20 protein-coding genes are annotated in these 26,578 nt (G+C 63.2%); 15 read left to right on the top strand and 5 right to left on the bottom strand.

From position 1 onward, the window contains the following. Positions 1-5 precede the first annotated feature (5 nt). The 8 genes from WNZ15_RS11475 to WNZ15_RS11440 all read left to right on the top strand — a co-directional run bounded on the left by WNZ15_RS11475 (position 6) and on the right by WNZ15_RS11440 (position 8,925). Entirely contained in the window at positions 6-959 is a 954-nt protein-coding gene (locus WNZ15_RS11475) for a branched-chain amino acid ABC transporter permease (RefSeq protein WP_342893102.1), read from the top strand. A 10-nt stretch (positions 960-969) separates the two neighbouring features. Then, complete coding sequence (locus WNZ15_RS11470) at positions 970-2,046, top strand: branched-chain amino acid ABC transporter permease (RefSeq protein ID WP_342893101.1); 1,077 nt, start codon at positions 970-972, stop codon at positions 2,044-2,046. 113 nt (positions 2,047-2,159) lie between these two features. Continuing rightward, on the top strand, positions 2,160-3,491 hold the full coding sequence (locus WNZ15_RS11465; protein WP_342893100.1) for an ABC transporter substrate-binding protein: 1,332 nt from the start codon (positions 2,160-2,162) through the stop codon (positions 3,489-3,491). Between the two features lie 58 nt (positions 3,492-3,549). After that, complete coding sequence (locus tag WNZ15_RS11460; protein ID WP_342893099.1) at positions 3,550-4,404, top strand: ABC transporter ATP-binding protein; 855 nt, start codon at positions 3,550-3,552, stop codon at positions 4,402-4,404. 37 nt (positions 4,405-4,441) lie between these two features. Next, positions 4,442-5,680 (top strand): AMP-binding protein, encoded by a 1,239-nt coding sequence (locus tag WNZ15_RS11455; RefSeq protein ID WP_342893098.1) that lies wholly within the window; start codon positions 4,442-4,444, stop codon positions 5,678-5,680. 514 nt (positions 5,681-6,194) lie between these two features. Next, the gene (hemH, locus tag WNZ15_RS11450; RefSeq protein WP_342893097.1) at positions 6,195-7,286 is read left to right on the top strand and encodes a ferrochelatase; all 1,092 of its coding nucleotides are present in this window, start codon (positions 6,195-6,197) and stop codon (positions 7,284-7,286) included. Between the two features lie 200 nt (positions 7,287-7,486). Then, positions 7,487-8,473, top strand: a complete 987-nt coding sequence (locus WNZ15_RS11445; protein ID WP_342893096.1) for an SPFH domain-containing protein — start codon at positions 7,487-7,489, stop codon at positions 8,471-8,473. Then, positions 8,470-8,925 carry an NfeD family protein gene (locus WNZ15_RS11440; RefSeq protein ID WP_342893095.1) on the top strand — a complete coding sequence of 152 codons (456 nt, stop codon included), beginning with the start codon at positions 8,470-8,472 and terminating at the stop codon, positions 8,923-8,925. The genes WNZ15_RS11445 and WNZ15_RS11440 overlap by 4 nt, the downstream gene beginning before the upstream one ends. 53 nt (positions 8,926-8,978) lie before the next feature. Here WNZ15_RS11440 and WNZ15_RS11435 read toward each other — a convergent pair whose 3' ends face one another. From WNZ15_RS11435 to WNZ15_RS11425, 3 genes are all read right to left on the bottom strand, one after another. After that, the gene (locus WNZ15_RS11435) at positions 8,979-9,836 is read right to left on the bottom strand and encodes a flagellar motor protein MotB (protein WP_342893094.1); all 858 of its coding nucleotides are present in this window, start codon (positions 9,834-9,836) and stop codon (positions 8,979-8,981) included. Between the two features lie 26 nt (positions 9,837-9,862). Continuing rightward, entirely contained in the window at positions 9,863-10,630 is a 768-nt protein-coding gene (locus WNZ15_RS11430; RefSeq protein WP_342893093.1) for a MotA/TolQ/ExbB proton channel family protein, read from the bottom strand. A 155-nt stretch (positions 10,631-10,785) separates the two neighbouring features. Further along, positions 10,786-11,799, bottom strand: coding sequence for a KpsF/GutQ family sugar-phosphate isomerase (locus WNZ15_RS11425; RefSeq protein WP_342893092.1), 1,014 nt, complete (start codon positions 11,797-11,799; stop codon positions 10,786-10,788). Between the two features lie 204 nt (positions 11,800-12,003). On the opposite strand from WNZ15_RS11425, the gene WNZ15_RS11420 reads away from it, so the two are divergent. From WNZ15_RS11420 to WNZ15_RS11410, 3 genes are all read left to right on the top strand, one after another. Beyond that, a complete protein-coding gene (locus WNZ15_RS11420; protein WP_342893091.1) occupies positions 12,004-13,470 on the top strand; it encodes an outer membrane beta-barrel protein in 1,467 nt (488 codons plus the stop codon). 78 nt (positions 13,471-13,548) lie between these two features. After that, positions 13,549-14,850, top strand: a complete 1,302-nt coding sequence (locus tag WNZ15_RS11415) for a lytic murein transglycosylase (protein ID WP_342893090.1) — start codon at positions 13,549-13,551, stop codon at positions 14,848-14,850. 112 nt (positions 14,851-14,962) lie between these two features. Further along, the gene (locus tag WNZ15_RS11410; protein ID WP_342893089.1) at positions 14,963-16,243 is read left to right on the top strand and encodes a GDSL-type esterase/lipase family protein; all 1,281 of its coding nucleotides are present in this window, start codon (positions 14,963-14,965) and stop codon (positions 16,241-16,243) included. Positions 16,244-17,018: 775 nt separating this feature from the next. On the opposite strand, the gene WNZ15_RS11405 is transcribed toward WNZ15_RS11410, so the two are convergent. Both WNZ15_RS11405 and gltB read right to left on the bottom strand, forming a co-directional pair. Further along, positions 17,019-18,449 (bottom strand): glutamate synthase subunit beta, encoded by a 1,431-nt coding sequence (locus tag WNZ15_RS11405; RefSeq protein WP_342893088.1) that lies wholly within the window; start codon positions 18,447-18,449, stop codon positions 17,019-17,021. Positions 18,450-18,537: 88 nt separating this feature from the next. Further along, complete coding sequence (gene gltB / locus WNZ15_RS11400; RefSeq protein WP_342893087.1) at positions 18,538-23,268, bottom strand: glutamate synthase large subunit; 4,731 nt, start codon at positions 23,266-23,268, stop codon at positions 18,538-18,540. Between the two features lie 607 nt (positions 23,269-23,875). Between gltB and WNZ15_RS11395 the strand changes: the two genes are divergently transcribed. The 4 genes from WNZ15_RS11395 to WNZ15_RS11380 all read left to right on the top strand — a co-directional run bounded on the left by WNZ15_RS11395 (position 23,876) and on the right by WNZ15_RS11380 (position 26,575). Beyond that, positions 23,876-24,175, top strand: a complete 300-nt coding sequence (locus WNZ15_RS11395; RefSeq protein ID WP_342893086.1) for a DUF2282 domain-containing protein — start codon at positions 23,876-23,878, stop codon at positions 24,173-24,175. Positions 24,176-24,261: 86 nt separating this feature from the next. Further along, positions 24,262-25,158 carry a DUF692 domain-containing protein gene (locus WNZ15_RS11390; protein WP_342893085.1) on the top strand — a complete coding sequence of 299 codons (897 nt, stop codon included), beginning with the start codon at positions 24,262-24,264 and terminating at the stop codon, positions 25,156-25,158. Position 25,159: 1 nt separating this feature from the next. After that, on the top strand, positions 25,160-25,951 hold the full coding sequence (locus tag WNZ15_RS11385) for a DNA-binding domain-containing protein (RefSeq protein WP_342893084.1): 792 nt from the start codon (positions 25,160-25,162) through the stop codon (positions 25,949-25,951). 36 nt (positions 25,952-25,987) lie between these two features. After that, complete coding sequence (locus WNZ15_RS11380) at positions 25,988-26,575, top strand: DoxX family protein (protein WP_342893083.1); 588 nt, start codon at positions 25,988-25,990, stop codon at positions 26,573-26,575. Positions 26,576-26,578 lie beyond the last annotated feature (3 nt).

Here is a 26,578-nt window from a genome sequence, read left to right as displayed (position 1 = left end):
ACGTGATGCTCTACGACATTTTCATAGATCCCTTCGTGCAGATGTACGACATGCCGGATTTCTTCCTGCAGGTTCTGTGGGAAGGCTTCGTCGCCGGGATCCTCTATGCGCTGATCGCGCTTGGGTTCGTGCTGATCTTCAAGGCCTCGGGCGTCTTCAATTTCGCGCAGGGCATCATGGTGGTGTTCGCCGGACTGACGCTGGTGGGCCTTCACGAGAACGGCGTGCCGGCTTTCCTGGCACTCATCCTGACCATCGCGGTGATGGGGGTTCTGGCCTACGGGGTGGAACGGGTGGTGATGCGGCCGCTGGTCAACCAGCCCGAAATCATCCTGCTGATGGCGACCATCGGGCTGACCTATTTCCTGGTCGGCTTCGGCGAGTTCGTGTTCGGCGGCGAGCCGAAACAGATGATTACCGAGGAACTCGGCCTGCCGACCGGCTCGACCGCGTTCGAGATGGGCGAGCGCGGGCTGATCATCCTGCAGCATATCGACATTGCCGCCGCCGTCATCGCGGTGATCATGGTGACGGCGCTCGGGATCTTCTTCAACAAGACCCGCATCGGCCGGGCGCTCAGGGCGGTGGCCGACGATCACCAGGCGGCCCTGTCCGTGGGGATTTCGCTCAACCAGATCTGGGCGATCGTCTGGTTCGCCGCCGGTCTGGTGGCGCTGGCGACCGGCATCATGTGGGGGGCGCGGTCCGATGTCTCCTTCGCACTGGAGATCGTCGCCTTCAAGGCGCTGCCGGTGCTGATCCTGGGCGGGTTCACATCGATCCCGGGCGCCATTGTCGGCGGCCTGATCATCGGTTTCGGCGAGAAGATCGGCGAGCTTTACTGGGGTGGTCTTGTCGGCGGCGGTATTGAATCCTGGCTCGCCTACATCATCGCCCTGATCTTCCTTCTGTTCCGGCCGCAGGGCCTGTTCGGCGAACGCATCATCGAGCGGATTTAGAGAGCCTTCCATGTTTTATCGCGAAGCGGGACAATTCAAGACCAGCTACAAGGCCGACCAGGCGCTGTTTCCGATCCTGCAGGACCGGATCGGCATGGCCGTCATCCTGATCATTGCTTTCGCGGTCATTCCCGCCTTTGCCAATGATTTCTTCCTGACCTCGATCATGATCCCGTTCCTGATATTCGCGCTGGCGGCGATCGGACTGAACATCCTGACCGGCTATTGCGGCCAGCTGTCTCTGGGAACCGGCGCCTTCATGGGTGTCGGCGCCTATGCGGCCTACAAGCTGACCTCGATCTTTCCGGACGCCAATGTCATCATCATGGTGCTGGTGTCGGGGGTGTTTTCCGCGGCCATCGGGGCGGTGTTCGGCCTGCCGAGCCTGCGCATCAAGGGGCTGTATCTGGCCGTGACGACGCTGGCGGCGCAGTTCTTCCTGGAATGGTGCTTCATCCGCATTCCCTGGCTCTACAACTACAATGCCTCCGGCGCCATCGAAGTGCCGCGCCGGGAAATGTTCGGCTTTATCGTCTCCGGTGCCGAGGCCTTGCCGATCACCCGTTATTTCGTCGTGCTGTGCATCACCGCCGGGCTGGCCCTGCTGATGGCCAACGTTCTGCGCGGACGGATCGGGCGCTCGTGGATGATGATCCGCGACATGGACATCGCCGCCGAACTGATGGGCATCCAGCCCCTGCGGACCAAGCTGATGGCCTTCGCGGTGTCGTCCTATATCTGCGGCGTCGCCGGGGCCATGATGGTGTTCTTCTGGCTGAATGCAGCGGAGCCGTCGTCCTATTCGATCCGGCTGTCCTTCCAGATCCTGTTCATGGTGATCCTGGGCGGGCTCGGCAGCCTTGGCGGCGCGTTCATGGGCGCGGCCTTCATCTGGATCCTGCCGGTGCTGCTGAAATTCGTTCCGGGTCTGTTGGGTATCGACATCGCGGCGGAGACCGTGGAGCATGCCACCTTCATGATCGTCGGCGCGCTGATCATCTTCTTTCTGATCGTCGAGCCGCACGGGTTCGCGCGGTTGTGGCAGATCGTGAAACAGAAACTCAGGGTCTGGCCGTTCCCCTACTAGGCTTGGGGCGACCAGTCTTTTCGTACGTCATCCGGACCCTGGACCAGGCCGGTGAGGAATGGCGCAACAGGTCCGGCGGCGTTTATCGACTTTCGCCGCATGGGAGGAAAAACATGAAAGACTTCAAGCAACTCGCGTTGGGAGCGGCTGTTGCCGTCGGCGTCGGACTGACCGGTCTCATGACACCGGCGGCCCAGGCCCAGGACAGCAACTATGTGCCGCTGCTGACCTACCGTACCGGTCCCTATGCCGGGTCCGGTATCCATATCGCCAACGGCATGCATGACTACCTGAAAATGCTGAACGAGCGTGACGGCGGCATCGGTGGCGTCAAGCTGGAGCTGGAAGAGTGCGAGACCGGCTACAATGCCCAGAAAGGCGTGGAGTGCTATGAAGCCACCAAGGGCAAGGGCGCCCTGGTCTACAACCCGTATTCCACCGGCATCACACTGCAGCTGATCCCGAAAGCCGGTGTCGACAAGATCCCGGTCCTGTCCATGGGCTACGGCCTGTCGGCGGCTGCGGACGGCAATGTCTTCCCGTGGGTCTTCAACGTACCGGACACCTACTGGGACGGCGCGTCGGTTGTGATCAAGTACATCGGCGAGCAGGAAGGCGGCCTGGACAACCTCAAGGGCAAGAAGATCGGTTACATCTTCCTGGATGCCGGCTACGGTCGCGAGCCGATCCCGCTCCTGGAGCAGCTGGCCGAGACATACGGCTTTGAACTGCTGCAGTATCCGGTGCCGGGCGCGGAAATGCAGAACCAGTCCTCGCAATGGCTGAACGTGCGGCGCGACCGTCCGGACTACATGGTCATGTGGGGTTGGGGTGCGATGAACCCGACCGCCATCAAGGAAGCCGTCAAGATCCGTTTCCCGATGGACAAGTTCATCGGCGTCTGGTGGTCAGCGGGCGACGATGACGCAGCGGCCGGCGGCGAAGGTGCCAAGGGCTACAAGGCGATGAACTTTTCCGGCGTCGGCAGCGACTTCCCGGCCCTCGCCGACATCCAGAAGCATGTCATCGACGCGGGCCTGAGCTCGACGGACGCGAAATCCATCGGCGGCACGCTCTACAACCGCGGCGTCCTGAACTCGGTCATCATCGCGGAAGGCATCCGCACCGCACAGGAGCTGACCGGCAAGAAGGTCATCACCGGCGCGGACATGCGCATGGGACTGGAAGCGCTCAATCTCGACGAGGCGCGCCTCGAGGAGCTGGGCCTGAAAGGCTTTGCGCATCCGATGAAGGTGACCTGCGAGGACCATGCCGGCAGCCATCCGGTCTTCATTCAGCAGTGGGACGGCAAGAAGTGGCAGCAGGCTTCGGACTGGATCGAGCCGATGACCGACATCGTCCGTCCGTTGCTGGAAGCAGCCGCAAAGGACTATGCCGAGAAGAACGCGCCTTGGCCGGCACGTACCGAACCCTGCCCGAACTGACGGCAGTCTGCTCCGCCGCGCGACCTGCGCGCGGCGGAGCCTCTCAGGAGAGCACGGAATGGCATTAGCGGATATGGAACAGAGCGGGACTGACACGGCAGCGGAAGCGGCCGAGACGATCCTTGCGGTCAACAATATCGAAGTCATCTACGATCACGTCATTCTGGTTCTGAAAGGTGTTTCGCTGACGGTTCCCAGGGGCGGCATCGTGGCGCTGCTCGGTGCCAACGGCGCGGGCAAGACGACGACCCTCAAGGCGGTGTCCAATCTGCTCGGCGCGGAACGGGGCGAGGTGACAAAAGGCAAGATCCTGTTCGAGGGAGACGAAGTCCAGGCCCTGTCGCCCAACGACCTGGTCCGCAGGGGCTGCATCCAGGTGATGGAGGGGCGGCACTGTTTCGGTCATCTGTCCATTGAAGAGAACCTGCTCACCGGCGCCTATACCCGCAAGGACGGGTACAGTGCGGTGAAGGCCGACCTTGAAATGGTCTACAATTATTTCCCGCGCCTGCGCGAACGGCGACAGAGCCAGGCCGGCTATACCTCTGGCGGCGAACAGCAGATGTGCGCCATCGGACGCGCTCTGATGAGCCGGCCGAAGATGATCCTGCTCGACGAACCGAGCATGGGTCTGGCGCCGCAACTGGTCGAGGAAATCTTCGAGATTGTGAGACAGCTCAACCAGAACGAGGGCGTGTCCTTCCTGCTGGCCGAACAGAACACCAACGTGGCGCTGAAATACGCGACCTACGGCTACATTCTGGAATCCGGCCGGATCGTGCTGGACGGGGATGCCAAGGCGCTGCGCGAGAACGAGGACGTCAAGGAATTCTATCTGGGCGTGGGCGGCGAGGGCCGCCGGTCGTTCCGGAACGTGAAACACTACAAACGACGGAAGCGCTGGCTGGCCTGATCGGCCATGACCCGGGGCCGGAAAGGCGGAAACGATCATGAGCGACACCCAGTTCGACGCGCGCGAGCGGCTTGATCCCGCCGAGCGCGAACAGCAGCTTTTTGCCAGATTGCCGGAGCTGATCGGCCACGCGGTCACCAGGGCTCCGGGCTGGGCGGCCCATCTGGCGGGGCATGATCCCGCCGTGGTCACGGACCGGCGCGCGCTCGCAGCCTTGCCCGTTCTGCGCAAGTCGGACCTTCTGGAGCGGCAGAAAGCCAACCCGCCCTTCGGCGGTTTTCTGGCCGGGGAGCTGACCGGTGCCGCACGGGTGTTCATGTCACCGGGACCGATCTGGGAGCCGCAGGCACCCGGGCCGGATCCCTGGAACGGTGCACGCGCGCTGGTTGCTGCCGGGTTCCGGAAGGGGGACGTCGTGTTCAACGCGTTTTCCTATCACCTGACACCGGGCGGGTTCATTCTGGATCAGGGAGCGATCGCGCTCGGGTGCACCGTCTTTCCGGCGGGGGTCGGCAACACCGACACGCAGGTGGAGGCGATCGAAGTGCTGAAGCCGTCCGGGTTCGTCGGCACGCCGGATTATCTCAAGGTCCTCCTGGACCGCGGCCGCGAACAGGGCAGGGATGTTGCCTCCATCAGGAAAGCCCTTGTGTCCGGTGGGGCCCTGTTTCCGTCCCTGCGGCAGAACTACGAAGACCAGGGCATCCAGGTCGGCCAGTGCTACGCCACAGCGGATCTCGGCGTGATCGCCTATGAAACGGAAGCGCGCGAGGGCATGGTCGTCAACGAGGACTATATTGTCGAAATCGTCCGCCCGGGAACGGGCGACCCGGTTGCGGAAGGCGAGGTCGGCGAACTGGTCGTGACCAACTTCAACAGTCTTTATCCGCTGATCCGGTTTGCAACGGGCGACCTGTCGCGAATTGTTCCCGGCCAGTCGGCGTGCGGGCGCACCAACATGCGGCTTGCCGGCTGGATGGGGCGCGCGGACCAGCGGACCAAGGTCAAGGGCATGTTTGTCGACCCGGCCCAGATCGCCCAGATCGTCGCCACACATCCGGAGATCTACAAGGCCCGCCTGGCGGTGGTCCGGCGCGGCGATGCGGACGCCATGACGCTGACCGTCGAGACCGAGACGCAGGAGAACGGTCTTGCCGACCGCGTCGCCGCGACCCTGCGCGATGTGACCCGCCTCAAGGGGGATGTCGAACTGGTCGCTCCCGGCGGACTGCCGAACGACGGCAAGGTGATTGCCGACGAACGGGAGTACGGTTGAACGCCAGGCGTTCGCTGTTCTCAAACGGTCTCCCGGCCGGCCCGGATTTGATCCCGCATGGCCCGGCATCAGGTGTCCCAGGCGTCGCTTGACGAGCAAGTCGGTTCCGGAACTCGGGCGTGCCCCGTCGTCTCTGGGGTCACCCCGGGCGAAGCGCAACGAAGACCCGGGGCCCATTCGCCTTTCCTCCTGGCGCAGGCTGCGCTTTCGACGGGCCGCTCTGCAAACGAGTAGGCCCCGGATCTCCGCTTACGCAGCGTCCGGGGTGACCGTGATGCGAGGAACGGAGCTGTAAGACACCTGAAGTCAGCGCATGGGGGACTGGATCCCGGGCCTTGACCTGGTTCAGGTTCAAGCCCGGAACGGCGCCGATTTTTATTTCTTCGGCTGACGGGTCGCCCGAAACTGATCCGGCCGCGTCAAGGAGCGTATGAAAAATGCCGCATTGGCCTTGATGGCCGCATGGCCTATGTAAAACCGCAGAGTGACAGAAGCCTCGAGGAATGTCTCCCATATGACCGTTCAACCGTCCGCTGCCCTGGCTGCCGACCAGGAAAAAGAATTCCGGAAAATACACCTGCCGAAGGACCATCCGTCCGTGAAAAGCGGCAAGGTTGGTGTGCTTCTGGTCAATCTGGGTACGCCGGATGCAACGGACTATTGGCCAATGCGCCGGTATCTGCGCGAATTCCTGTCCGATAAACGCGTGATCGAGTGGCCGCGGGCGCTCTGGTATCCGATCCTCTATGGCATCGTGCTGATGACCCGGCCGGGCAAGTCCGGCAAGGCCTATGAGGAAATCTGGAACCACGAGAAGAACGAGTCGCCGCTCAGGACGATCACCCGCAGCCAGTCCGACAAGCTCGCGGAGATCATGGGCGATGCCGGCGGGCAATTGAAGATCGACTGGGCGATGCGCTATGGCCAGCCGTCGATCCCGGACAAGCTGAAGGCGCTGAAAGACGATGGCTGCGACCGGATCCTGGTGTTTCCGCTCTATCCGCAGTATTCGGCGGCCACGACCGCGACCGTGAATGACGTCGTGTGCAAGACGCTGCTGGAACTGCGCTGGCAGCCGGCGATCCGCACGGTGCCGCCCTATCACGACGATCCGGTCTATGTCACCGCGCTGGCGAAATCGGTCGAGCAGCATGTTGCGGGTCTCGACTTCGAACCGGACGTGGTGCTGACCTCCTACCACGGGATCCCGCAGTCCTATTTCAAGCGCGGCGATCCCTACCACTGCCATTGCATGAAAACGACGCGGCTGATGCGCGAGGTGCTCGGCTGGGATACGGACAAGTTGCGGGTGACCTTCCAGTCGCGGTTCGGACCGGAGGAGTGGCTGCAGCCCTATACGGACAAGACCGTGGAACAACTGGCCAAGGACGGGGTCAGGAATGTTGCGGTGATGAACCCCGGTTTCGTCGCGGACTGTCTCGAGACCCTGGAGGAAATCGCAGGCGAAGCCGGCGAGATTTTCGAGGAGAACGGCGGCGAGAATTTCAGCCACATCCCGTGCCTCAACGACAGCGGTCTGGGCATGGACGTGCTGGAGCATATCGTCCGGCGTGAACTGGGCGGCTGGATCGGGACCGGCGGATAACCGGCCAGAGACGGTTGAAGGTCCAAAATCTGACCCATCCAAGGGCGTTGATGCACCGTGCGTGCGGTCACATGCGCGTGCAATATGCGCGGGGGATCCGGAAGACACTCCGGGCCGTCCCGACCGGCGAATAGGCTGGAACAGCTTGTTGATTCAGCGCATAGTGGCGGCGCTATCTGATTGCTTTACGGGAGACGTCCATGCCTATCGCAGGATTAGACATTGTCCTGATCGGCCTTTTGGTGCTGGTCATTCTGGTTTTCTTCGCCGGGGTGAAAACCGTGCCCCAGGGATTCAACTATACCATCGAACGCTTCGGCAAATTCCGGAAGACCCTGAAGCCGGGCCTCAATTTCATCATCCCGTTCATCGACCGGATCGGTCACAAGCTCAACATGATGGAGCAGGTTCTCGACGTGCCGTCGCAGGAAGTCATCACGCGTGACAACGCGACGGTGACCGCGGACGGGGTGACCTTCTACCAGGTGCTCGACGCCGCCCGGGCCAGCTATGAAGTCCTGGGCCTCCAGAACGCGATCCTGAACCTGACCATGACCAACATCCGGTCGGTCATGGGGTCGATGGACCTGGACAGTCTTCTGTCCAACCGCGACGAGATCAACGCCCAGATCCTGCGCGTGGTCGACGCGGCCGCCGAACCCTGGGGGATCAAGATCACCCGTATCGAGATCAAGGACATCAATCCGCCGCGCGATCTGGTGGATGCCATGGGACGGCAGATGAAAGCGGAGCGCGAGAAGCGCGCCTCCATTCTTGAGGCCGAGGGAAAACGGCAGTCCGAAATCCTGAAAGCCGAGGGCGAAAAACAGTCTCTCATCCTGGAAGCCGAAGGCCGCCGGGAATCCGCGTTCCGGGATGCGGAAGCCCGTGAGCGCGAGGCCGAGGCGGAAGCCAAGGCGACGCAGATGGTCAGCGCGGCGATCGCGGCCGGGGACATTCAGGCGATCAACTACTTTGTCGCCAACAAGTATGTCGAGGCGTTCAAGGCACTGGCAACCTCCCGCAACCAGAAAACCCTCATCCTGCCGATGGAATCGACCTCGCTGCTGGGCGCGCTGTCCGGCATCGGTGAAATCGCTAAGGAAGCGTTCGGCGATGACAAGAGGTCTGGCGGCACATCGTCCCGCATTCCGGATACCGGCGGGTCCGGCGGAGAAACCTCGTGAGCCTGACCGAAAACATCATTGCTCTGCTGGGGCCCTGGAGCTGGTTCGTTCTGGGCCTGCTCCTGCTGGGGCTGGAGATCCTGGTGCCCGGCACGATCTTCCTGTGGTTCGGCGTGTCGGCGCTGGTGGTCGGTGTGGTGGCGCTGGTGTTCGGCTTCAGCTGGCAGATCCTTGTCGGACTGTTCATGGTGCTGTCCGTGGTGAGCCTTCTCGCCGGCCGGCGGCTGATGTCCCGGCTGTCGTCGGAAAAGGGCGATCCGGGGCTGAACCAGCGCGGCAGCCGTTACATCAATCGGGAATTCACGCTCGCCGCTCCCTTGAGCGAAGGCGCCGGAAGTCTTTCCATCGACGATACGATCTGGCGGATCACCGGCCCGGATCTACCCGCGGGAACAAAGGTGCGGGTGGACTCCATCGACGGCGTCCGTCTGGTGGTTTCGCGCGCGGAGTGATCATGAGGGCGGGGAAGCCGGTCTGAAGAGCCTGGTCCCAGTCGCGGCTTCGCTCAGGGTTTGTGGCCGAGGGGAAGCGGCGGTTCTTCCGCCTTCAGCAGAATGCCGATCCGCCGGTTGGCGGCCAGATAGGGGTCGTTGGGAAACAGCGGTTCCGTATCCGACTTGCCGACAACCGCATAGAACTGATCCTCGGGCACGCCGTATTCGGAGAGGATCTGCCGGGCGATGTTGGCGCGTTCGCTGGACAGGTCCCAGCCGGTGTAGCTCGGGTTCGCGGACAACTGGCCGGCTGTCGTGTGGCCGGTGATCTCGACGCGGTTGGGCATTCGCGCAAGCACCGGCGCCATCTTGGCGATCAGGCGGCGGGTGGTCTCATAGGGGTATTTCGACCCTTCGCGGAACATCGATCGACCGTCCTGGTCGATCAGCATGATGTTCAGGCCCTCTTCGCTTTCTTCCAGAATGATGTTGTTGGAAATCTCGGTGATTTCCGGCATCTCCTGCCAGGCCTGCCGGAGGGACGCGGCCGCGGTCGCGAACTGGCGGGGCTTTTCGATATCGGCTTCCAGGGTGTCATGGGTGTTGGCTTCCGGTCCCTGCTTGCGCCGCTTTTCATGGCGCTCCTGGGAAAAGTCGGAATCCATTTCCTGCTCGACCTGGCTGATGTCCTTCATGTAGTCCCGGATGGGGATGCCCTCGACCTCGATGATGCCGGTCTTGCGGGAAGTGTCCTTCACGCCGAAGGCCTCCCGCATCGAGCCGGCTACCACCTGCAGCTTCTCCTTGTCCTGAATGGAGAAGGAGATGATCAGAACGAAGAAACACACGAGCAGGGACATCAGGTCGGCGAAGGTCACCAGCCAGTCGGGAGCGCCGCCTCCGCCTTGCGGTTTCTTTTTCTTAGCCATGCCGCGCGTCCGGTTCCGTCTTCATTCTAAGCCGCGTCAGCCAGTTCGGCGCGGGCCTTCTCCGGCAGATAGGCAATCAGCATTTCCTTGATCAGGGCCGGGCTCTTGGACTCCCGGATCTGGCAGACGCCGTCGATGATCAGCGTCTGGCTGAGGTCGTCGACGTCGAACTTGGCGTCGAGCTTGTCCACCAGCGGCAGACAGATGATGTTGGAGACAAGCGCGCCATAAAGGGTCGTCAACAGGGCGATGGCCATGGACGGGCCGATCGCTGCCGGATCGTCCATGTTGGCCAGCATCTGCACCAGGCCGACCAGCGTCCCGATCATGCCGAAGGCCGGGGCCGAATCGCCAAGCGCCTTGAAGACGCGCTTGCCTTCCGAAAGACGCGTCAGCTGCAGGTCGCGCTCGCGCTCCATGGATTCCTTGATGAACTCCAGTTCATAGCCGTCGGCGATATACTGCACGCCCTTGGCAAGAACCGGATCGGATACATCCACGTTTTCCAGGCCCAGGGGACCGGACTTGCGGACGATTTCGCCGAGATTGGTGATTTCCGAGATCAGGTCACGCGGGTTGGCGTTCTTGCCGGCGAGCGCCACCTTGAACCCGGTCACGAAGGCGGTGATGATATCGGAGAGCTGAAAACGGATGAGCGTTGCTGCAAAGCCGCCGCCGAGCACGATCAGCATCGACGGAACGTCGACAAACTGACCGAAACTGCCACCGAGAAAAATAGCAGTGATAACAACGCCGAACGCGCCGACAATGCCGATTAATGTCGCCAGATCCATTCTGTACACACACCAAGGTCTGTGGCTTTCAAGCCAGGGGAACTTGGATGCAGTGTACGGGACCTATGGCTAATCAATTCCTAATGTGGCGCGTGTTCTTCTCACGGACGTTAGGAAATGACCTTTCGTGAGGCGGATGTGACTTCGGCAGTGCCTCAGGCGGCGCCGATCCGCAGCAGATCGTGCAGATGCACGATGCCGACCGGACGCCCGTCCTCGATCACGAACACCGAGGTGATCGACAGGCTGTTCACCAGTTCCAGGATCGAGGCCGACAGCGTGTCGGGGCTGACCGTCTTCGGTGACCGGGTCATGATTTCGCCCGCGGTCTTGCTCAAAAGGTTGGAGCCGACATGGCGGCGCAGATCGCCGTCGGTGATGATGCCGATCAGTTGCCTGAGCTCATCCGTGACACCCAGAACACCGAAACCGCGCTGGGTCATCAACACGATGCCTTCGCTCATCAGCATTTCGGCGGGGACCACCGGGATCCGCTCGCCGGTATGCATGATGTCCCGGGCTGTCTTCAGGCTGGCGCCGAGACGGCCGCCCGGATGAAAGACGCGGAAATCCTGTGCCGTGAAACCACGGCCTTCCAGAAGCGCGACCGCGAGCGCATCGCCGATCGCAAGCTGGATCAGGGCGGATGTGGTCGGCGCGAGGCCGTGAGGACAGGCCTCGGCGACGCTCGGCAACTTCATGACGATATCCGCGGCCCGGCCCAGGGTGCTGTCCTGACGGGAGGTGATGGCGACCAGCGGCACCTTGAAGCGGCGGGTGTAGCTGACGATCCCGGCCAGTTCCTGGGTTTCCCCCGACCAGGACATGGCCAGGACGACGTCCTTGTCCGTGATCATGCCGAGATCGCCATGGCTGGCTTCGCTGGCATGAACGAAAAATGCCGGTGTTCCGGTGGAGGCCATGCTCGCGGCGATCTTGGTGCCGATATGGCCGCTCTTGCCGATGCCGGTGACGATGACGCGGCCGGTGCTCTTGCGGATCAGTTCGAAGGTCTGCCCGAAGGGACCCGAAAGCCCGTTCTTGAGAGCCGCCCGAACCGCGCTCAGACCGGCAATCTCGGTTTCAAGCGTCCGTTCGGCGGACACAAGACACTGGGACAGCTTGTCGATCTCTTCTTCGGACGGCAGGTCGGGCAGGGAATTGGGCATGGAACAGGTCTTTTTTGTTATTGACTGCCTAGCTCTATGCCAGACCTTCCGCCGGATCAAGAACCCGGGATTGTTTAAATGGATTAGATAATGCTCGGGCCGTTGTCCGCACTTTGTAACACCCATTTTGCAAAGAAGAAACGAAGCATTAACCATCCTTGGTCAGTTTGGAGAGGACACGATGTCGACTGGTCCCGGAATTTCATGCACCGTCTCTTGCAAACGCTTCTCTGTCTAGCCGTGTTGCAGACCGCTCCCGCGGCTGCGCAGACGGTTCCTGACGACCTGCGCGGTATCGGCGATCCGGAAGATGCGCTCGCGCCGGAAGAGGCCGCGGATCAGGCGGCGGAGACCGTGGCGCCCAATCCGACGCAAGCGGGGGTCTTCGCCCTGCGCTCCAGTCTCAATTCCGCTGCCGCGGAAACAGGTTCCAGCGGACTGGGCACCAATGGGCGGGTCACCCCGGTGCGGCCGTTCGCGGACAGGATCACCGCCGTTACCCGCGCCGTCCCGCTGTCGGAAACCGGCATAGACGACAGTGTCTTCGGGGGCGATACCACCTTCGATGCGGCGCAGGGCATCCGTCTGGGGAGTTTCACGCTCACGCCGCAACTGTCCGTGTCCACAGGCTGGACCGACAACACCTCGGGCTCGTCTTCGGGCACAGCCGGCGCGCTTTACCTGATCTCCCCGGATCTGTCGCTGACCTCCGACTGGTCCCGGCACGAGCTCGACGTCTCCCTGCGCGGCACCTATTCGGGCTATCCGTCCAATCCGGACGACGACGACACCTCCGTCTTTGCGGCAGCCAATCTGAGGCTGGACATCAGCGAAGCGACCCAGGTGACCACCAGCCTTGCCTATTCCTACACGCGCGAGGAGGACGGCAGCGCCGAGGCCTCGGCGTCCGGTACGGATCACAATCATGCGCTTTCAGCGGATGTGAGCGGGACACGCAGCGTTGGCCGGATCGCGGCGACGGCGGCGATCGGCGCGGACCGGAACCTTTATACAACCGACAGCGGGTCTGAAAGCGGGCGCAACAACACGCTCTATTCGGCCAGCCTGAGGCTCGACGGAAACACCGGCAGCGTGGTGTCGCCCTTCGTGGAAGGCGCCTTGCTGCTCAGGCGGTTCGACGAAACCTGCAGCGACAGCCTTTGCGAGAAACGCGATGCCAACGGCTACCAGCTCCGGGGCGGGGTGACGATCGCTTCCGGTCCCAAGCTGAGCGGCGAACTGGGGGCCGGCTGGCGCATCGAGGACATTGACGACAGCCGGCTGGAGGCTCTGTCCGGCTTTATCGTCGACGCGTCTCTGGTCTGGTCCCCCAGCCGCCTGACCACGGTGACTGCGGGCCTGGGGACCAGTTTCGAGGCAACCGACATCGATGGCGCCAGCGGCTCGATCATCTATTCCGGCGACCTGCGGGTCGCCCACGGCTTCAGCGACCGGGTGGTCGCCGAAACCGGGCTTGGATACAGCTACCGGACCTACGAGGGCGTTTCCATCGAAGAGCAGACGCTGACAGGCTTCGGCGGGGTCACTTTCGCCCTGACCCGGAACGTGGCGCTGACGGCGGATTACACGCACCGGCGGTTCGACAGTTCGCAGTCCGGTGGAGATTATACCGAAAACGCTGTTGAAGCAGGCCTCAGATTCCGGCATTAACTGTACGGTAACCAAATCAAGATCATTCATGGGTCGGGGGCAGACACTGATACGGACCTGGGCGTCAAGGAGGCCCTGATGCTGAGCCATGCACGGCGGATCGCGAAAGAAGTGATGCCTTTTCCCCGAACTGAACATTCCCGACGGCCCATCAACAGTCCGGGCAAAAGTCCGGGCAAGAAGCCGGGCGCCGCCCTGCTGGCGGTCCTGGTGATGTCCATGGTGACCCTGGCGCTTCCGGCCCGGGCCGACCAGGCCTTCGACCGCTTCGTCCGCGGCTTCTGGCCGAAGGCCGAGGCCGCCGGAATTTCCAGGCAGACCTACAATGCGGTGTTTTCCGGCATGCAGCCGGATGACGACACGCTGCGCCTGATGAGCAAGCAGTCCGAATTCGTCAAGCCGATCTGGGACTATCTGGACAGCGCCGTCTCCGACGACCGCGTCGAGAAAGGCCGCAAGCTGCTGAAGGAATACGGCACTGTGCTGCAACGGATCGAGGCCCGCTACGGCGTCGACCGGGAAGCCGTGCTGGCCATCTGGGGCATGGAAACCAACTATGGCGGCTACATGGGCCGTCACAATGTCATCCAGGCGCTGGCGACGCTCGCCTATGCCGCGCCGCGCCGCAAGAGCTTCTGGCAAAAGGAGCTGGTGACGGCCCTCGGCATCGTCCAGGCGGGCCATGTCCGTTTCAAGGACATGGAAGGCTCCTGGGCGGGCGCCATGGGGCACACCCAGTTCATGCCGTCGAGCTGGAAGGCCTATGCCGCCGATTATGACGGCGACGGCCGCCGCGACATCTGGACGTCGATCCCCGATGCGCTTGCCTCCACCGCCGCCTATCTGAAAAAACACGGCTGGCAGACGGGCAAGACCTGGGGCTACGAGGTCAAGCTGCCGGCGGGCTTCGACTATCATCTGGCCGATGGCGACAAGACACTGACGCTCGGCGAATGGCGCCGCTACGGCGTGCGCCGCTCCAACGGCCGGGATTTCCCGCGTCCGTCCGACAAGGGCATCCTGGTTCTGCCGGCGGGGGCCAGCGGTCCGGCTTTCCTGATGCTGCGCAATTTCTATGTCATCAAGCGCTACAACAACGCCACCGCCTACGCGCTCGCGGTCGGGCATCTGGCCGACCGACTCATCGGCGGCGGGCCGCTCGACGGCGACTGGTCCCGGGAGCATCTGCCGCTCAGCCGGTCGGAGACCGCCGAGTTGCAGGCGCTCCTGAACCGGCGCGGCTATCCGGTCGGCAGCGCCGACGGCAAGGTCGGCCCGGCGACCCGGCGCGGCATCCGGGCCTATCAGCAGGCGCGCGGCATGGTGCCGGACGGCTATGCCTCCATCGTCCTGCTGGCGCGTCTGAAGATGGACGGATAACATCCACCGCGGTCAAATGGGTTCCCAATGACCGCGGCTGGTATAGACTGGCTGCAAGGTCCCTTTCCATCCGGAGCCGAGTGTGCGCAGACACAAGCCGTATAGCCGACACATGAAGGCGCGTTGCCGTATCCCGGCAGCGGCGGCCGTCTGCATCGCGCTGCTGGCTGTCCCTGGCGGGCCGGTGAGCGCGCAATCGGCTCCCGACGCAGAGATCATCCTTGCGCAGAACGGCCCGTTTCGCGGGTTCAACCCGTTCGCGCCGCTGCAGCGCCTGTTCGGCGGCGGCGAGCGGCGCTCCAAGCGGCAGGCGCCCCAACAGCAGGCCCCGAAGGTGGTCCGGCCGGCCGGCACGCCGCCCAGGTTCGAGGTCGTGACCAAGGACCCGGATGCGGGCCTGATCCTGGTGGTCGGTGACCGGATGGCGCGCGGTGTCGCCGACGGGCTGAAATTCACGCTCGCGGAAAAACCGCAGATCCGCGTGGAACCTGTGACCGAGGACAAGGCGGGCTTCACCGGCGCGCCGCCGCCGGACTGGGCGACGCAGGTGCTGTCGAAAATCCGCGGCGCCGATGTCAAGGCCGTGGTGGTGATGATCGGGCAGCAGGACATCGGCAGGACCTTTCCGGGCGAGCCGCCCGTCGAGTTCATGACCGCCGAATGGCTGGACATCTATCGCGACAAGGTTGCGGCGCTGGTCCGGGTGGTCCGGCAGGAAAAGAAACCGCTGATCTGGGCCGGTCTTCCACCCAGCGACGACGAGCTCGTCAACGCGGATTTCACCCAGCTCAATTCCTTGTTCAAGGCGGGCGCGCAGGACCGGCGGGTGCGCTATGTGGATATCTGGGACATTTTCCTGGCAGAAGACGGCAGCTATTCGTCCTATGGCCCGGATGTGGACGGCAAGAACACGCGGCTGAGGACCGGTGATCGGATCGGCTTCACCTGGGCCGGGTATCGCAAGGTCGCGTTTTTCGTCGAGCGGGAACTGTCGCGTCTGCTTGGCGGTTACGGCGGACTGGCCTTCGAAGGCGTGGAGGACGATCCGAACTTCATCGTCCTGACCGGTCGCACGACCTCGCCGGAATCCCTGCTTCTGGGCGGCGAGGACGACAAGGCCATCGACCCGGCCAGCGGGACCTACGGTTTCTTCGTCCGGGGAGACCCCCTGCCGCCGATGACCGGCCGCGTCGACGACCCGCGCCTGCCGGCGGAAGGGGCTTCGGCGCTGGAGGAGGTGACGCCGGCCGAGAGCGCCACGGCTCCGCCGGCCGAAGACACCTTCGCTCCCGCCGCGCCCCCGGACCCCGGACTGCACGGCCTCCTGTCCGTCCCGACCGTCCGCGAAGACGACTCCCGGATCTCCGTCACGCTGCAGCCGGCAGGGCAGTGACGGGGGGGATGGGCTCCGGGCGGGGCTGCATGGGGGCATGTGCCGTTTAGCTGGGTGAAGGGGAATTGTTTCGGGCTGCACTGTCATGGGCACGGAAGACAGGTTTTGAGCGACGGTCTGTTGGCAACTTGGGGCGGGGACGTTCGTTGCAGCTTGACAAGCTACCGGAATGGGACCGGGCGCGGACTGGCGGGATTTGCCCACGGACAGGCAAAGCTGACGTTCACCTTGAACGGACCAGTGGCAAATTTCGGCCCATTACGGCCATCTGTTTGGTTTGCAGCGGAAGTCCGCTTCCCGCATCTCGACCATTAAATGTGGCGCGGAAAATAACCGCTTCGGGCTGAGCGCCAATATTCTCGATGTGCCTGCCACTGGCGTACTACATCGCGTTTAAAATCGCCGCTAGAATTGACTTTGCCAATCACAGCCGCTTGCCTCAAGTTTAGGGAAGAAGGTGTCTACGGATCTAGGGGCTATTCACCCCGCCCAATCTGTAAATTCACTGCGTCTGCGATGAAAGTCGGCTTTCAGGAGTGAGACGAAAACGGACGAACGTCCTAATCGGGGCCGCGAAGCGGAGTGACCCGAATTGATCTTCGATGTCCACCTAACGCCAAACCCAGCTCGGCTTCTACCCGAACTCCCAACCACTGACGCATCCCCGAACCCCGAAAGTCTCACGAGACCTGCGGGGCACGGCGTACTTCAAAGCCCTGCGGTCACGGTCGGTTCCTCGACCGGGCAAACCCGGCACGCCTGTTCCCGGATGCCCTTACCGCGGCAGGTCGGTCTCGCCGGTCAGGAATTCGTCGACCGAGCGGGCGGCCTGGCGGCCTTCGCGGATGGCCCAGACGACCAGGGACTGGCCCTTGCGGACGTCGCCGGCGGCAAAGACGTTGTCGATCGAGGTCTTGTAGTCGTCCGTGTTGGCCTTGACGTTGGTGCGGCCGTCGAGCTCCAGGGCATCGCCGGCCTCGGCGATGTAGGTCTCCAGCAGGGGGCCGGAGAAGCCGATGGCGGCCAGCACCAGATCGGCGCGCAGGATGAATTCGGTGCCTTCGATCGGATGGCGCTTCTCGTCGACACGGGCGCATTTGACGCCGGTGACCTTGCCGTCCTCGCCGACCAGCGCCAGCGTCGCGGCGGAGAATTCGCGTTCCGCGCCTTCCGCCTGGCTGGAGGAGGTGCGGAACTTGGTCGGCCAGTAGGGCCAGACCGCCATCTTGTCTTCCTTCAGCGGCGGGATCGGCCGGATGTCGAGCTGGGTGACGGAGAGCGCACCCTGGCGGAAGGCGGTGCCGACGCAGTCGGAAGCGGTGTCGCCGCCGCCGATGACGACAACATGCTTGCCGCCTGCCCAGATCGGCGCGTCGTCGCCGGCCGGCTCGCCGCCGACGCGGCGGTTCTGCTGAACCAGGTAGGGCATCGCCCAGTGGCAGCCTTCCAGCTCCATGCCGCCGACACCGGGGTCACGCGGACGTTCGGCGCCCGCGCACAGAATCACCGCGTCATGGCGCGCCGTGAGTTCTTCCAGGCTGACGGTCGCGCCGACATTGACGCCGTAGTGAAAGGTGACGCCCTCGGCTTCCATCTGGGTGACGCGGCGGTCGATGTAATGCTTTTCCATCTTGAAGTCGGGGATGCCGTAGCGCAGCAGACCGCCGGCCTTGGCTTCCCGCTCATAGACATGGACGGTGTGGCCAGCGCGCGCGAGCTGCTGGGCGGCAGCCATGCCGGCCGGGCCGGAGCCGATGATGGCAACGGCCTTGCCGGTCTTGGTCGCGGACGGCTCGGGCAGGATCCAGCCCTGTTCCCAGCCCTTGTCGGCGATGGCCTGTTCGACGCTCTTGATGTTCACCGGAACGTCTTCCAGGTTCAGCGTGCAGGCTTCCTCGCACGGGGCCGGGCAGATGCGGCCGGTAAATTCCGGAAAGTTGTTGGTGGAGTGCAGGTTGCGCAGGGCAATGTCCCAGTCGCCCTGATAGACGAGGTCGTTCCAGTCCGGGATCTGGTTGTTGACCGGACAGCCGTCGGGGCCGTGACAGAACGGAATGCCGCAATCCATGCAGCGCGCCGCCTGGTTGACGACTTCCGGTTCGTTCAGCGGAATGGTGAACTCACGGAAGTGACGGATACGGTCAGAAGCAGGCTGATACTTCTGTTCCTGCCGATCGATTTCCAAAAAACCGGTTACCTTGCCCAAGGCGACCTCCTTATAACTTTTCGCGTCCACAAGGCGGCTCGATCGGCCGCCGCTCGCGGCCGAGAGCCCTGTTGTTCCGATGCCGGGATTATTCGGCAGCGACCATTCCCAGGCGCTGCTCTTCCATTTCCCGCAGCGCGCGGCGGTATTCGACCGGCATGACCTTAACGAATTTCGGCCTGTAGGCGGTCCAGTCGTCAAGGATGGCGCCGGCCTTGGTCGAACCGGTCAGGTCCGCGTGTTTGGTCAGCATCTGGCGCAGACGCTCGTCGTCGTGCCGGGTCATGTCGCAGGAAAGATCGACGCGGCCCTTGTGCTCGATGTCGCCGCCATGGTGGTGCAGCTTCTCCAGAAGATCGTCTTCTTCGGTCACCGGCTCCAGTTCGACCATGGCCAGGTTGCAGCGGGAGCCGAACGTGCCGTCTTCGTCGAGCACATAGGCAATGCCGCCGGACATGCCGGCCGCGAAGTTGCGCCCGGTCTGGCCGATGACGACGACGACGCCGCCGGTCATGTATTCGCAGCCATGGTCGCCGACACCCTCGACGACAGCCAGGGCGCCGGAATTGCGGACGGCGAACCGTTCCCCGGCGACGCCGCGGAAGTAGCATTCGCCCTCGGTCGCGCCGTAGAGCACCGTGTTGCCGACGATGATCGACTCTTCAGGCACGATCCGGGCATTTTCCGGCGGCCGGACGATCAGCTTGCCGCCGGCAAGGCCCTTGCCGACATAATCGTTGGCGTCTCCGGAAAGGTTCATGGTGACGCCCCGGGCAACGAAGGCGCCGAAGGCCTGACCCGCGGTTCCCTTGAGGTTGACCGTCAGGGTGTCCGGTTTCTTCAGGCCCTTGTTGCCGTAGCGCCTGGCGATCTCGCCGGACAGCATCGCCCCGACGGACCGGTCGACCGAACAGATGGTTTCCTCGATGACCGTCGGCTCCTTGCTGTCCAGAGCCGGTTTGGCGGCGGCGATCAGGCGCCGGTCGAGGATGTCCGAGATCGGGTGATCCTGACGTTCGGTCCAGCGGGTTTTCTCCGGAGCGGCTTCCGGCTGGAAGAAGATCCGGGAGAAGTCGAGGCCCCTGGCCTTCCAGTGGTCCAGCGCGGCTTCCTTGTCGAGGAAGTCGGAGCGGCCGATCAGATCGTTCAAGTCGGCGATTCCGAGACCGGCCATCAGTTCGCGGACTTCCTCGGCAACGTAGAAGAAGTAGTTGATGACGTGCTCCGGCGTACCCTTGAAGCGCTTGCGCAGGACCGGATCCTGGGTGGCGATGCCGACCGGGCAGGTGTTCAGGTGACACTTGCGCATCATCAGACAGCCGGCCGCGATCAGGGGCGCGGTGGAGAAGCCGAATTCATCGGCGCCGAGCAGGGCGCCGACAATGACGTCGCGGCCGGTGCGCAGGCCGCCGTCGACCTGCAGCGCGATGCGCGAGCGCAATCCGTTCAGAACCAGCGTCTGCTGGGTTTCGGCAAGGCCGATTTCCCAGGGGCTGCCGGCATGCTTGATGGAGGTCAGCGGCGAGGCGCCGGTGCCGCCGTCGTAACCGGATACGGTGATGTGGTCGGCGCGGGCCTTGGCAACACCTGCCGCGACCGTGCCGACACCGACTTCGGAAACCAGCTTGACAGAGATGTCGGCCTGCGGATTGACGTTCTTCAGATCGTAGATCAGCTGTGCCAGATCCTCGATCGAATAGATGTCGTGGTGCGGCGGCGGCGAGATCAGGCCGACGCCGGGCGTGGAGTGACGCACCTTGGCGATGACCGCGTCCACCTTGTGACCGGGCAACTGGCCGCCTTCACCGGGCTTTGCGCCCTGGGCGACCTTGATCTGGATCATGTCGGAATTGACCAGATATTCGGTTGTCACTCCGAAACGGCCGGACGCCACCTGCTTGATGGCGGACCGCATCGGGTTCGATGAGCCGTCGGGCAGCGGGTTGAAACGCTCCGGTTCCTCACCGCCTTCACCGGTGTTCGACTTGCCGCCGATCCGGTTCATGGCGATGGCCAGCGTCGAGTGAGCCTCGCGGGAGATGGAGCCGAAGGACATGGCGCCGGTGACGAACCGCTTGACGATGCTTTCCGCCGGCTCGACCTGGTCCAGATCGATCGGCGCGCGGCCGATTTCCTCGGCCGACTTGATGCGGAACAGGCCGCGGATCGTGTAGCGGCCGCTTTCCTCGGTGACATGTTTGGCGAAGGCCCGGTACATGTCCGGCAGGTTCGAGCGTACCGCGTGCTGCAGGGTCGCGATGGAATCGGGCGTCCACATGTGGCTTTCGCCGCGGGTGCGGTAGGCGTATTCGCCGCCGATTTCCAGGGACCGGCGCAGGATCGCGACGTCGCCGAAAGCTTCCTCGTGACGCTGAACGGTTTCTTCCGCGACTTCGGCAAGGCCGATGCCCTCGATCATCGTGGCCGTGCCGAAGAAATACTTCTTCACCAGCTCCGATGACAGGCCGACCGCGTCGAAGATCTGGGCGCCGCAATAGGACTGATACGTCGAGATGCCCATCTTGGACATGACTTTCAGGATGCCCTTGTCGATCGACTTGATGTAGCGCGTGACCACCTCGAACTGGTCGACCTGCTCCGGGAAGTCCATTTCCATATGCATGGACAGCAGCGTCTCGAAGGCGAGATACGGATTGATCGCCTCGGCGCCGAACCCTGCCAGAACACAGAAGTGGTGAATCTCGCGGGCTTCGCCGGTTTCCACAACGAGACCGACCGAGGTCCTGAGGCCCTTGCGGATCAGGTGATGATGAACGGCGGCGGTTGCCAGCAGGGCAGGGATGGCAATCCGGGAGCGGTTTATCAGCCGGTCGGACAGGATGATGATGTTGTAGCCGTCGCGAACGGCTCTCTCGGCCCGCTGGCACAATTCCTCCAGCGCGCCTTCCATGCCGCCGGCACCCTTCTCGGCATTGTAGGTGGTGTCGAGCGTCTTGGCGGAGAACTGGTTGTCGGCGATGTCGCCGATGGCGCGGATCTTTTCCAGATCCTCGTTGGTGAGGATCGGCTGGCGCACTTCCAGACGCTTGGAGGTCGACATGCCTTCCAGGTCGAACAGGTTCGGACGCGGGCCGATGAAGGAGACCAGGCTCATCACCAGTTCCTCGCGGATCGGATCGATCGGCGGATTGGTGACCTGGGCGAAGTTCTGCTTGAAGTAGGTGTACAGCAGCTTGGACTTGTCCGACAGCGCCGAGATCGGCGTGTCGGTGCCCATGGAACCGATGGCTTCCTGGCCGACGGTGGCCATCGGCGTCATCAGAAGCTTGATGTCTTCCTGGGTGTAGCCGAAGGCCTGCTGACGGTCGAGCAGGCTTTCGCCCGCGACCGGTGCGCGCTGGCGCACGCCCGGAAGATCCTCAAGCACGATCTGGGAGCGGTGCAGCCAGTCCTTGTAGGGATTGGCGGTGGACAGCTGGCGCTTGATCTCGTCGTCCGAGACGATGCGGCCTTCTTCAAGGTCGATCAGCAGCATTCGGCCGGGCTGCAGGCGCCATTTGCGAATGATGCGCTTTTCCTCGACCGGCAGCACGCCGACTTCGGAGGACATGATGACAAAATCGTCGTCCGTGACGATGTAGCGGGCCGGCCGCAGGCCGTTGCGATCGAGCGTCGCGCCGATCTGGCGGCCATCCGTGAAGGCGACGGCGGCGGGGCCGTCCCACGGTTCCATCAGGGCGGCGTGATATTCGTAAAAGGCGCGGCGGTTGTCGTCCATCAGCGGATTGCCCGCCCAGGCTTCCGGGATCAGCATCATCGCCGCATGGGCCAGCGAGTAGCCGCCCATCACCAGGAATTCCAGCGCGTTGTCGAAACAGGCGGTGTCCGACTGGCCTTCGTAGGAGATCGGCCACAGTCTGGAGATGTCGTCGCCCAGGAGCACCGAGGACACGGACGCCTGACGGGCGGCCATCCAGTTGACGTTGCCGCGCAGGGTGTTGATCTCGCCGTTGTGGGCGACCATGCGGTAGGGGTGCGACAGGTCCCAGGACGGGAAGGTGTTGGTCGAAAAACGCTGGTGGACAAGCGCCAGCGCGGAGGTGAAGCGCGCGTCGCTGAGGTCGGCGTAATAGGCACCGAGCTGGTAGGCCAGGAACATACCCTTGTAGACGATGGTCCGGCTCGACAGCGAAACGATGTAAAAGCCCTTCGAGACCGCATCGGTTTCGGCGCGGACCGTGTTTGAAATCACCTTGCGCAGGACATAGAGGCGGCGCTCGAAATCGTCCTGGTCACCGCCGTCCTTCTTGATGAAGACCTGGCGGGAAACGGGTTCGGTCGCGGCAATGTCGGGGGCCTTGGACAGGGAGGAATTGTCCACCGGCACATCGCGCCAGCCGATCAGTTCCTTGTCCTCGTCGGCGATGATGCGCTCGATGATCTCTTCGCATCTCGCGCGCAGGGCATCGTCCTGGGGCATGAAGATGAAGCCGACGCCGTATTCGCCCGCTTCTGGAAGCGGCGATCCGGTCCGGGCCATTTCCTCGGCGAAGAAGGCATGGGGGATCTGGATCAGCATGCCGGCGCCATCGCCCATCAAGGGATCGGCACCGACCGCGCCGCGGTGGGTCAGGTTCTCAAGCACCTGGAGGCCGTCGGCGATGATCTTGTGGGATTTCTCGCCCTTCATGTGGGCGACGAAGCCGACACCGCAGGCATCGTGTTCGCGCGACGGATCGTAGAGCCCTTTGTCGGCGGCCGTGCCCAGTCGTTCTGCAAGCGGTGTAGGGATGGCGGGCGTCAGCGTCGCCCCCCCGGCCTGCATGGCTGTGCTGGTCGTCAGCTCTGTTCTCGTCATGTGCGCCCTCACTGTTTACCCCAGTGTCGTCGAGGTTCGAAGCGTCCGGTTTCGTTCGGGTCGCATTCCTTCAAGAATGCGGCTCGGCGAACCCTGGCTCATAATGCCCCGGCTCTGTAATTGTATCTACAGCGTCGGTCCGTGAAAACAAACCGCCGCATTGACGCAGCGGTTGCACCGCTGCCGAAACAAATCGTCTCGCCTTCGTCCGGATCCTCCCCGGATCCGCCGACTGGTCGGCCCGCCCGCCGCGCCTGCCGTGACCTCTTGGCCGCACCGGCATCGCGCAGCAATTGGGACAGTATCCCTGTCCTATTGCAAGCGGCGCGAACATGACAGATTTAACCGGCGTGGGCAAGTGTGTTTCTGCTTCGGCGTATTATAATAGTTTCGCGCGAAAAGTTCCATTCGTGCGTAACAGTCATTTCCGGCGGATTTTTGGTAAGATTGTTGCGTTTGTTAATCTTTGCATCCTTATGCTCGCAAAACAGTCACAGCCGTTTGATTTCCTATTTATCGGCGATACGCTCATTTAAAGTGCATGTCGCGCCGTCGGGAACGGGTGGCGGACGGCATCGAAAAGACAGTACGACCAGAGGAGTTGATTATGAAGCACAAGGCCATGTCCGCGGCGATCGTCGCAGGTGCTGTTGCCACCGCCGTCGCCGGAATCTCCACGACCGTGCCGGCGCACGCCCAGGCAAAGGAAAAATGCTACGGTGTGTCGCTGAAGGGCCAGAACGATTGTGCGGCGGGTCCGGGCACCACCTGTGCCGGAACCTCCACCATCGATTATCAGGGCAACGCCTGGACGCTGGTCCCCAAGGGCACCTGCACGACCATGGACGTGCCGGACGGCCGCCACGGCTCCCTGACCGCCCTCGACCGCGATCTGCCGAAGGCTTGATCCCGGCCGCTATCGCGGCCCGTTTTTCTGGCAGGCGGATCGATTGCCGCCTGCCCGACACCCCGCTTCCGCCCCGGAGCCCTCAAATGCATGCCGAGCCTCAGCCAGACACCGCGACACGCACCGCCGCGGCCATTGCCGCCAATGCGGGGGCGGGCCTGAAGGGCGAGCATGTCCGCGCTGTTCTGGAGACCCGGCCCGAGATCGGCTTCTTCGAAGTCCATGCGGAAAACTACATGGGTGCCGGCGGCGCGCCGCACCGCAATCTGGGGGCGATCCGCCGGGACTATCCGGTGTCCCTTCACGGCGTGGGCCTGTCGATCGGCGGCGTACAGCCGCTGGACAAGGCGCATCTTCAGCGGCTCGCGGCTTTGAACAAACGCTATGAGCCGGGCCTTTTTTCCGAGCATCTGGCCTGGTCCACACACGACACCACCTATTTTAACGACCTGCTGCCTGTCCCCTATGACGAGGCCACGCTCGAACGGGTGTGCGACCATGTCGACGAGGTTCAGGAAACGGTCGGCCGGCAAATGCTGCTGGAAAATCCGTCGACATATGTGGCCTTTGCACAAAGCACCATGAGCGAACTTGATTTCCTGAAGGAAATCGCGCGCCGGACCGGCTGCGGTCTGCTGCTGGACGTGAACAATGTTCACGTGTCCTGCACCAACCATGCCCGGTCGGCGGAAGATTATCTGGCGGAGTTTCCGATGCAGGCGGTCGGTGAAATCCACCTTGGCGGCCATGCCCCCGATACGGATGACGCGGGACGCCCCCTGCTGATCGACGCCCATGACCGGGAAGTCGACGCGGCCGTGTGGGCGCTCTATGACGGGCTCATCCGGCAGCACGGTCCGCTGCCGACCCTGATCGAATGGGACAATGACGTGCCCGCCTGGCCAGTGCTGCTGGCCGAAGTGCAGGCCGCGGAGCGCGTTCTTGCCGGTGCCGCCGACCGGCACCTGAAGCGCACGGGCTGACATGAGCGCGCTCAGGACCCTGCCAGGCGCCGATGCGTCCGGCTTCGCCGAGGCGCTGCTCGATCCCGACAGCGCGCCGCCGGACGGCGTGATCGGGCCGGACGGCATGCCGGCACCCAAACGGTTCAATGTTTACCGCAACAATGTGGTCGTCAGTTTGAGTGAGGCCCTGGGCAAGACCTATCCCGCGGTCAGATCGCTGCTGGGCGAGGATTATTTCAACGCGCTTGCGCGCGCGTTTCTGACCGAACATCCGCCGGTGTCGCCGGTGCTGATCTGGTACGGCGAAGCTTTTGCCGGCTTTCTGGCGGCGTTTCCACCGCTGGAAGCCTATCCCTATCTGGCGGATGTGGCACGGGTGGAGTGGGCCTGGCTGCAGGCCTATCACGCCGGGGACGCCGCGCCGCTCGACCCGTCCAGCCTGGCCGCAGTGCCGCCGGAGAGCATCGGGTCCGTCCGCTTCGCCAGGCATCCGGCCGCCTGTCTGATCGGCTCCGTCTGGCCGGTCGCGGACCTGCTGCGCGCCAACAGGCTCGAACCGGACTGCGATGTGTCCGTGGATCTGGGCAGGTCGCAACCGGTTCTGGTTGTCCGTCCGGACCTCGATGTCTCTCTTGTGGTACTGCGCGCGGGCGCGGATGTGTTCATAAGCGCGCTGTTCAACGGTGAGACGCTGGCGGAAGCGGCTGGAGCGGCCCAGAATGAACATGCAGAATTCTCATTGGCCGACTGTCTGTCGGACTGTCTTTCGAACGGTGCCTTCACGAGCCTGGCAGCGGATGTAACTGACTGACCCCGGAATGAGATCACGTCCGGGAAGGGGGAACAAATGGGTACGTTGATTGGATTTTTCGTGCGTTTGTACACGATGGTGTTCGGTGCTCTCGAGCGGCTGACGAATGGCTGGTTCCTGGGGCTTGCGGCCCGGTTCGTGTTCGCGGCGGTATTGCTTCAGTTCTTTCTGAATTCCGCGATGACCAAGATCGGCGGCAATTTCATGAATATCTTCACGCCGACGTCCGGCGCCTATGCGCAGATGCTGCCGAAGCTGATGGAACAGGTCAGCTATGACACCAGCCAGATCGCCTTTTTCCCCTATGGCCTGATTGTCCTGCTCGGGACCTGGGGGGAATTCATCCTGCCGGTGCTCGTCGTCGTCGGGCTGTTCACGCGCTTTGCCAGCATGGGCATGATCGTCTTCATCATCGTCATGACCTATGTCGACATCACCGGTCACGGCGTGGATGCCAAAACGATCGGCGCCCTGTTCGATGGCAACCCCTATGCGACGATCGCCGATGACCGGCTGCTCTGGATCTTCCTGCTGCTGGTGCCGACCCTGAAGGGGCCGGGGGTGGTATCGCTCGACTGGCTGCTCGGCCGGTCCTACCGCAGGCGTGAAATGTACTACGACTGAGAC

The organism is Roseibium sp. AS2 (assembly GCF_038900065.1).
GTDB lineage: Bacteria > Pseudomonadota > Alphaproteobacteria > Rhizobiales > Stappiaceae > Roseibium.
The sequence above is the reverse complement of the archived record's forward strand: the minus strand, read 5'-3'. Positions and strand labels throughout refer to the sequence as shown.

What these genes read in the sequence shown, in the direction of transcription:
- WNZ15_RS11445 (WP_342893096.1), top strand. Translation starts at nt 7,487, where the DNA reads ATGCCTATCGCAGGATTAGACATTGTCCTGATCGGCCTTTTGGTGCTG.
- WNZ15_RS11470 (WP_342893101.1), top strand. Translation starts at nt 970, where the DNA reads ATGTTTTATCGCGAAGCGGGACAATTCAAGACCAGCTACAAGGCCGAC.
- WNZ15_RS11465 (WP_342893100.1), top strand. Translation starts at nt 2,160, where the DNA reads ATGAAAGACTTCAAGCAACTCGCGTTGGGAGCGGCTGTTGCCGTCGGC.
- WNZ15_RS11460 (WP_342893099.1), top strand. Translation starts at nt 3,550, where the DNA reads ATGGCATTAGCGGATATGGAACAGAGCGGGACTGACACGGCAGCGGAA.
- WNZ15_RS11415 (WP_342893090.1), top strand. Translation starts at nt 13,549, where the DNA reads ATGCTGAGCCATGCACGGCGGATCGCGAAAGAAGTGATGCCTTTTCCC.
- WNZ15_RS11410 (WP_342893089.1), top strand. Translation starts at nt 14,963, where the DNA reads ATGAAGGCGCGTTGCCGTATCCCGGCAGCGGCGGCCGTCTGCATCGCG.
- WNZ15_RS11475 (WP_342893102.1), top strand. Translation starts at nt 6, where the DNA reads ATGCTCTACGACATTTTCATAGATCCCTTCGTGCAGATGTACGACATG.
- gltB (WP_342893087.1), bottom strand. Translation starts at nt 23,268, where the DNA reads ATGACGAGAACAGAGCTGACGACCAGCACAGCCATGCAGGCCGGGGGG.
- WNZ15_RS11425 (WP_342893092.1), bottom strand. Translation starts at nt 11,799, where the DNA reads ATGCCCAATTCCCTGCCCGACCTGCCGTCCGAAGAAGAGATCGACAAG.
- WNZ15_RS11435 (WP_342893094.1), bottom strand. Translation starts at nt 9,836, where the DNA reads ATGGCTAAGAAAAAGAAACCGCAAGGCGGAGGCGGCGCTCCCGACTGG.
- WNZ15_RS11380 (WP_342893083.1), top strand. Translation starts at nt 25,988, where the DNA reads ATGGGTACGTTGATTGGATTTTTCGTGCGTTTGTACACGATGGTGTTC.
- WNZ15_RS11430 (WP_342893093.1), bottom strand. Translation starts at nt 10,630, where the DNA reads ATGGATCTGGCGACATTAATCGGCATTGTCGGCGCGTTCGGCGTTGTT.
- WNZ15_RS11385 (WP_342893084.1), top strand. Translation starts at nt 25,160, where the DNA reads ATGAGCGCGCTCAGGACCCTGCCAGGCGCCGATGCGTCCGGCTTCGCC.
- WNZ15_RS11420 (WP_342893091.1), top strand. Translation starts at nt 12,004, where the DNA reads ATGCACCGTCTCTTGCAAACGCTTCTCTGTCTAGCCGTGTTGCAGACC.
- WNZ15_RS11395 (WP_342893086.1), top strand. Translation starts at nt 23,876, where the DNA reads ATGAAGCACAAGGCCATGTCCGCGGCGATCGTCGCAGGTGCTGTTGCC.
- hemH (WP_342893097.1), top strand. Translation starts at nt 6,195, where the DNA reads ATGACCGTTCAACCGTCCGCTGCCCTGGCTGCCGACCAGGAAAAAGAA.
- WNZ15_RS11455 (WP_342893098.1), top strand. Translation starts at nt 4,442, where the DNA reads ATGAGCGACACCCAGTTCGACGCGCGCGAGCGGCTTGATCCCGCCGAG.
- WNZ15_RS11390 (WP_342893085.1), top strand. Translation starts at nt 24,262, where the DNA reads ATGCATGCCGAGCCTCAGCCAGACACCGCGACACGCACCGCCGCGGCC.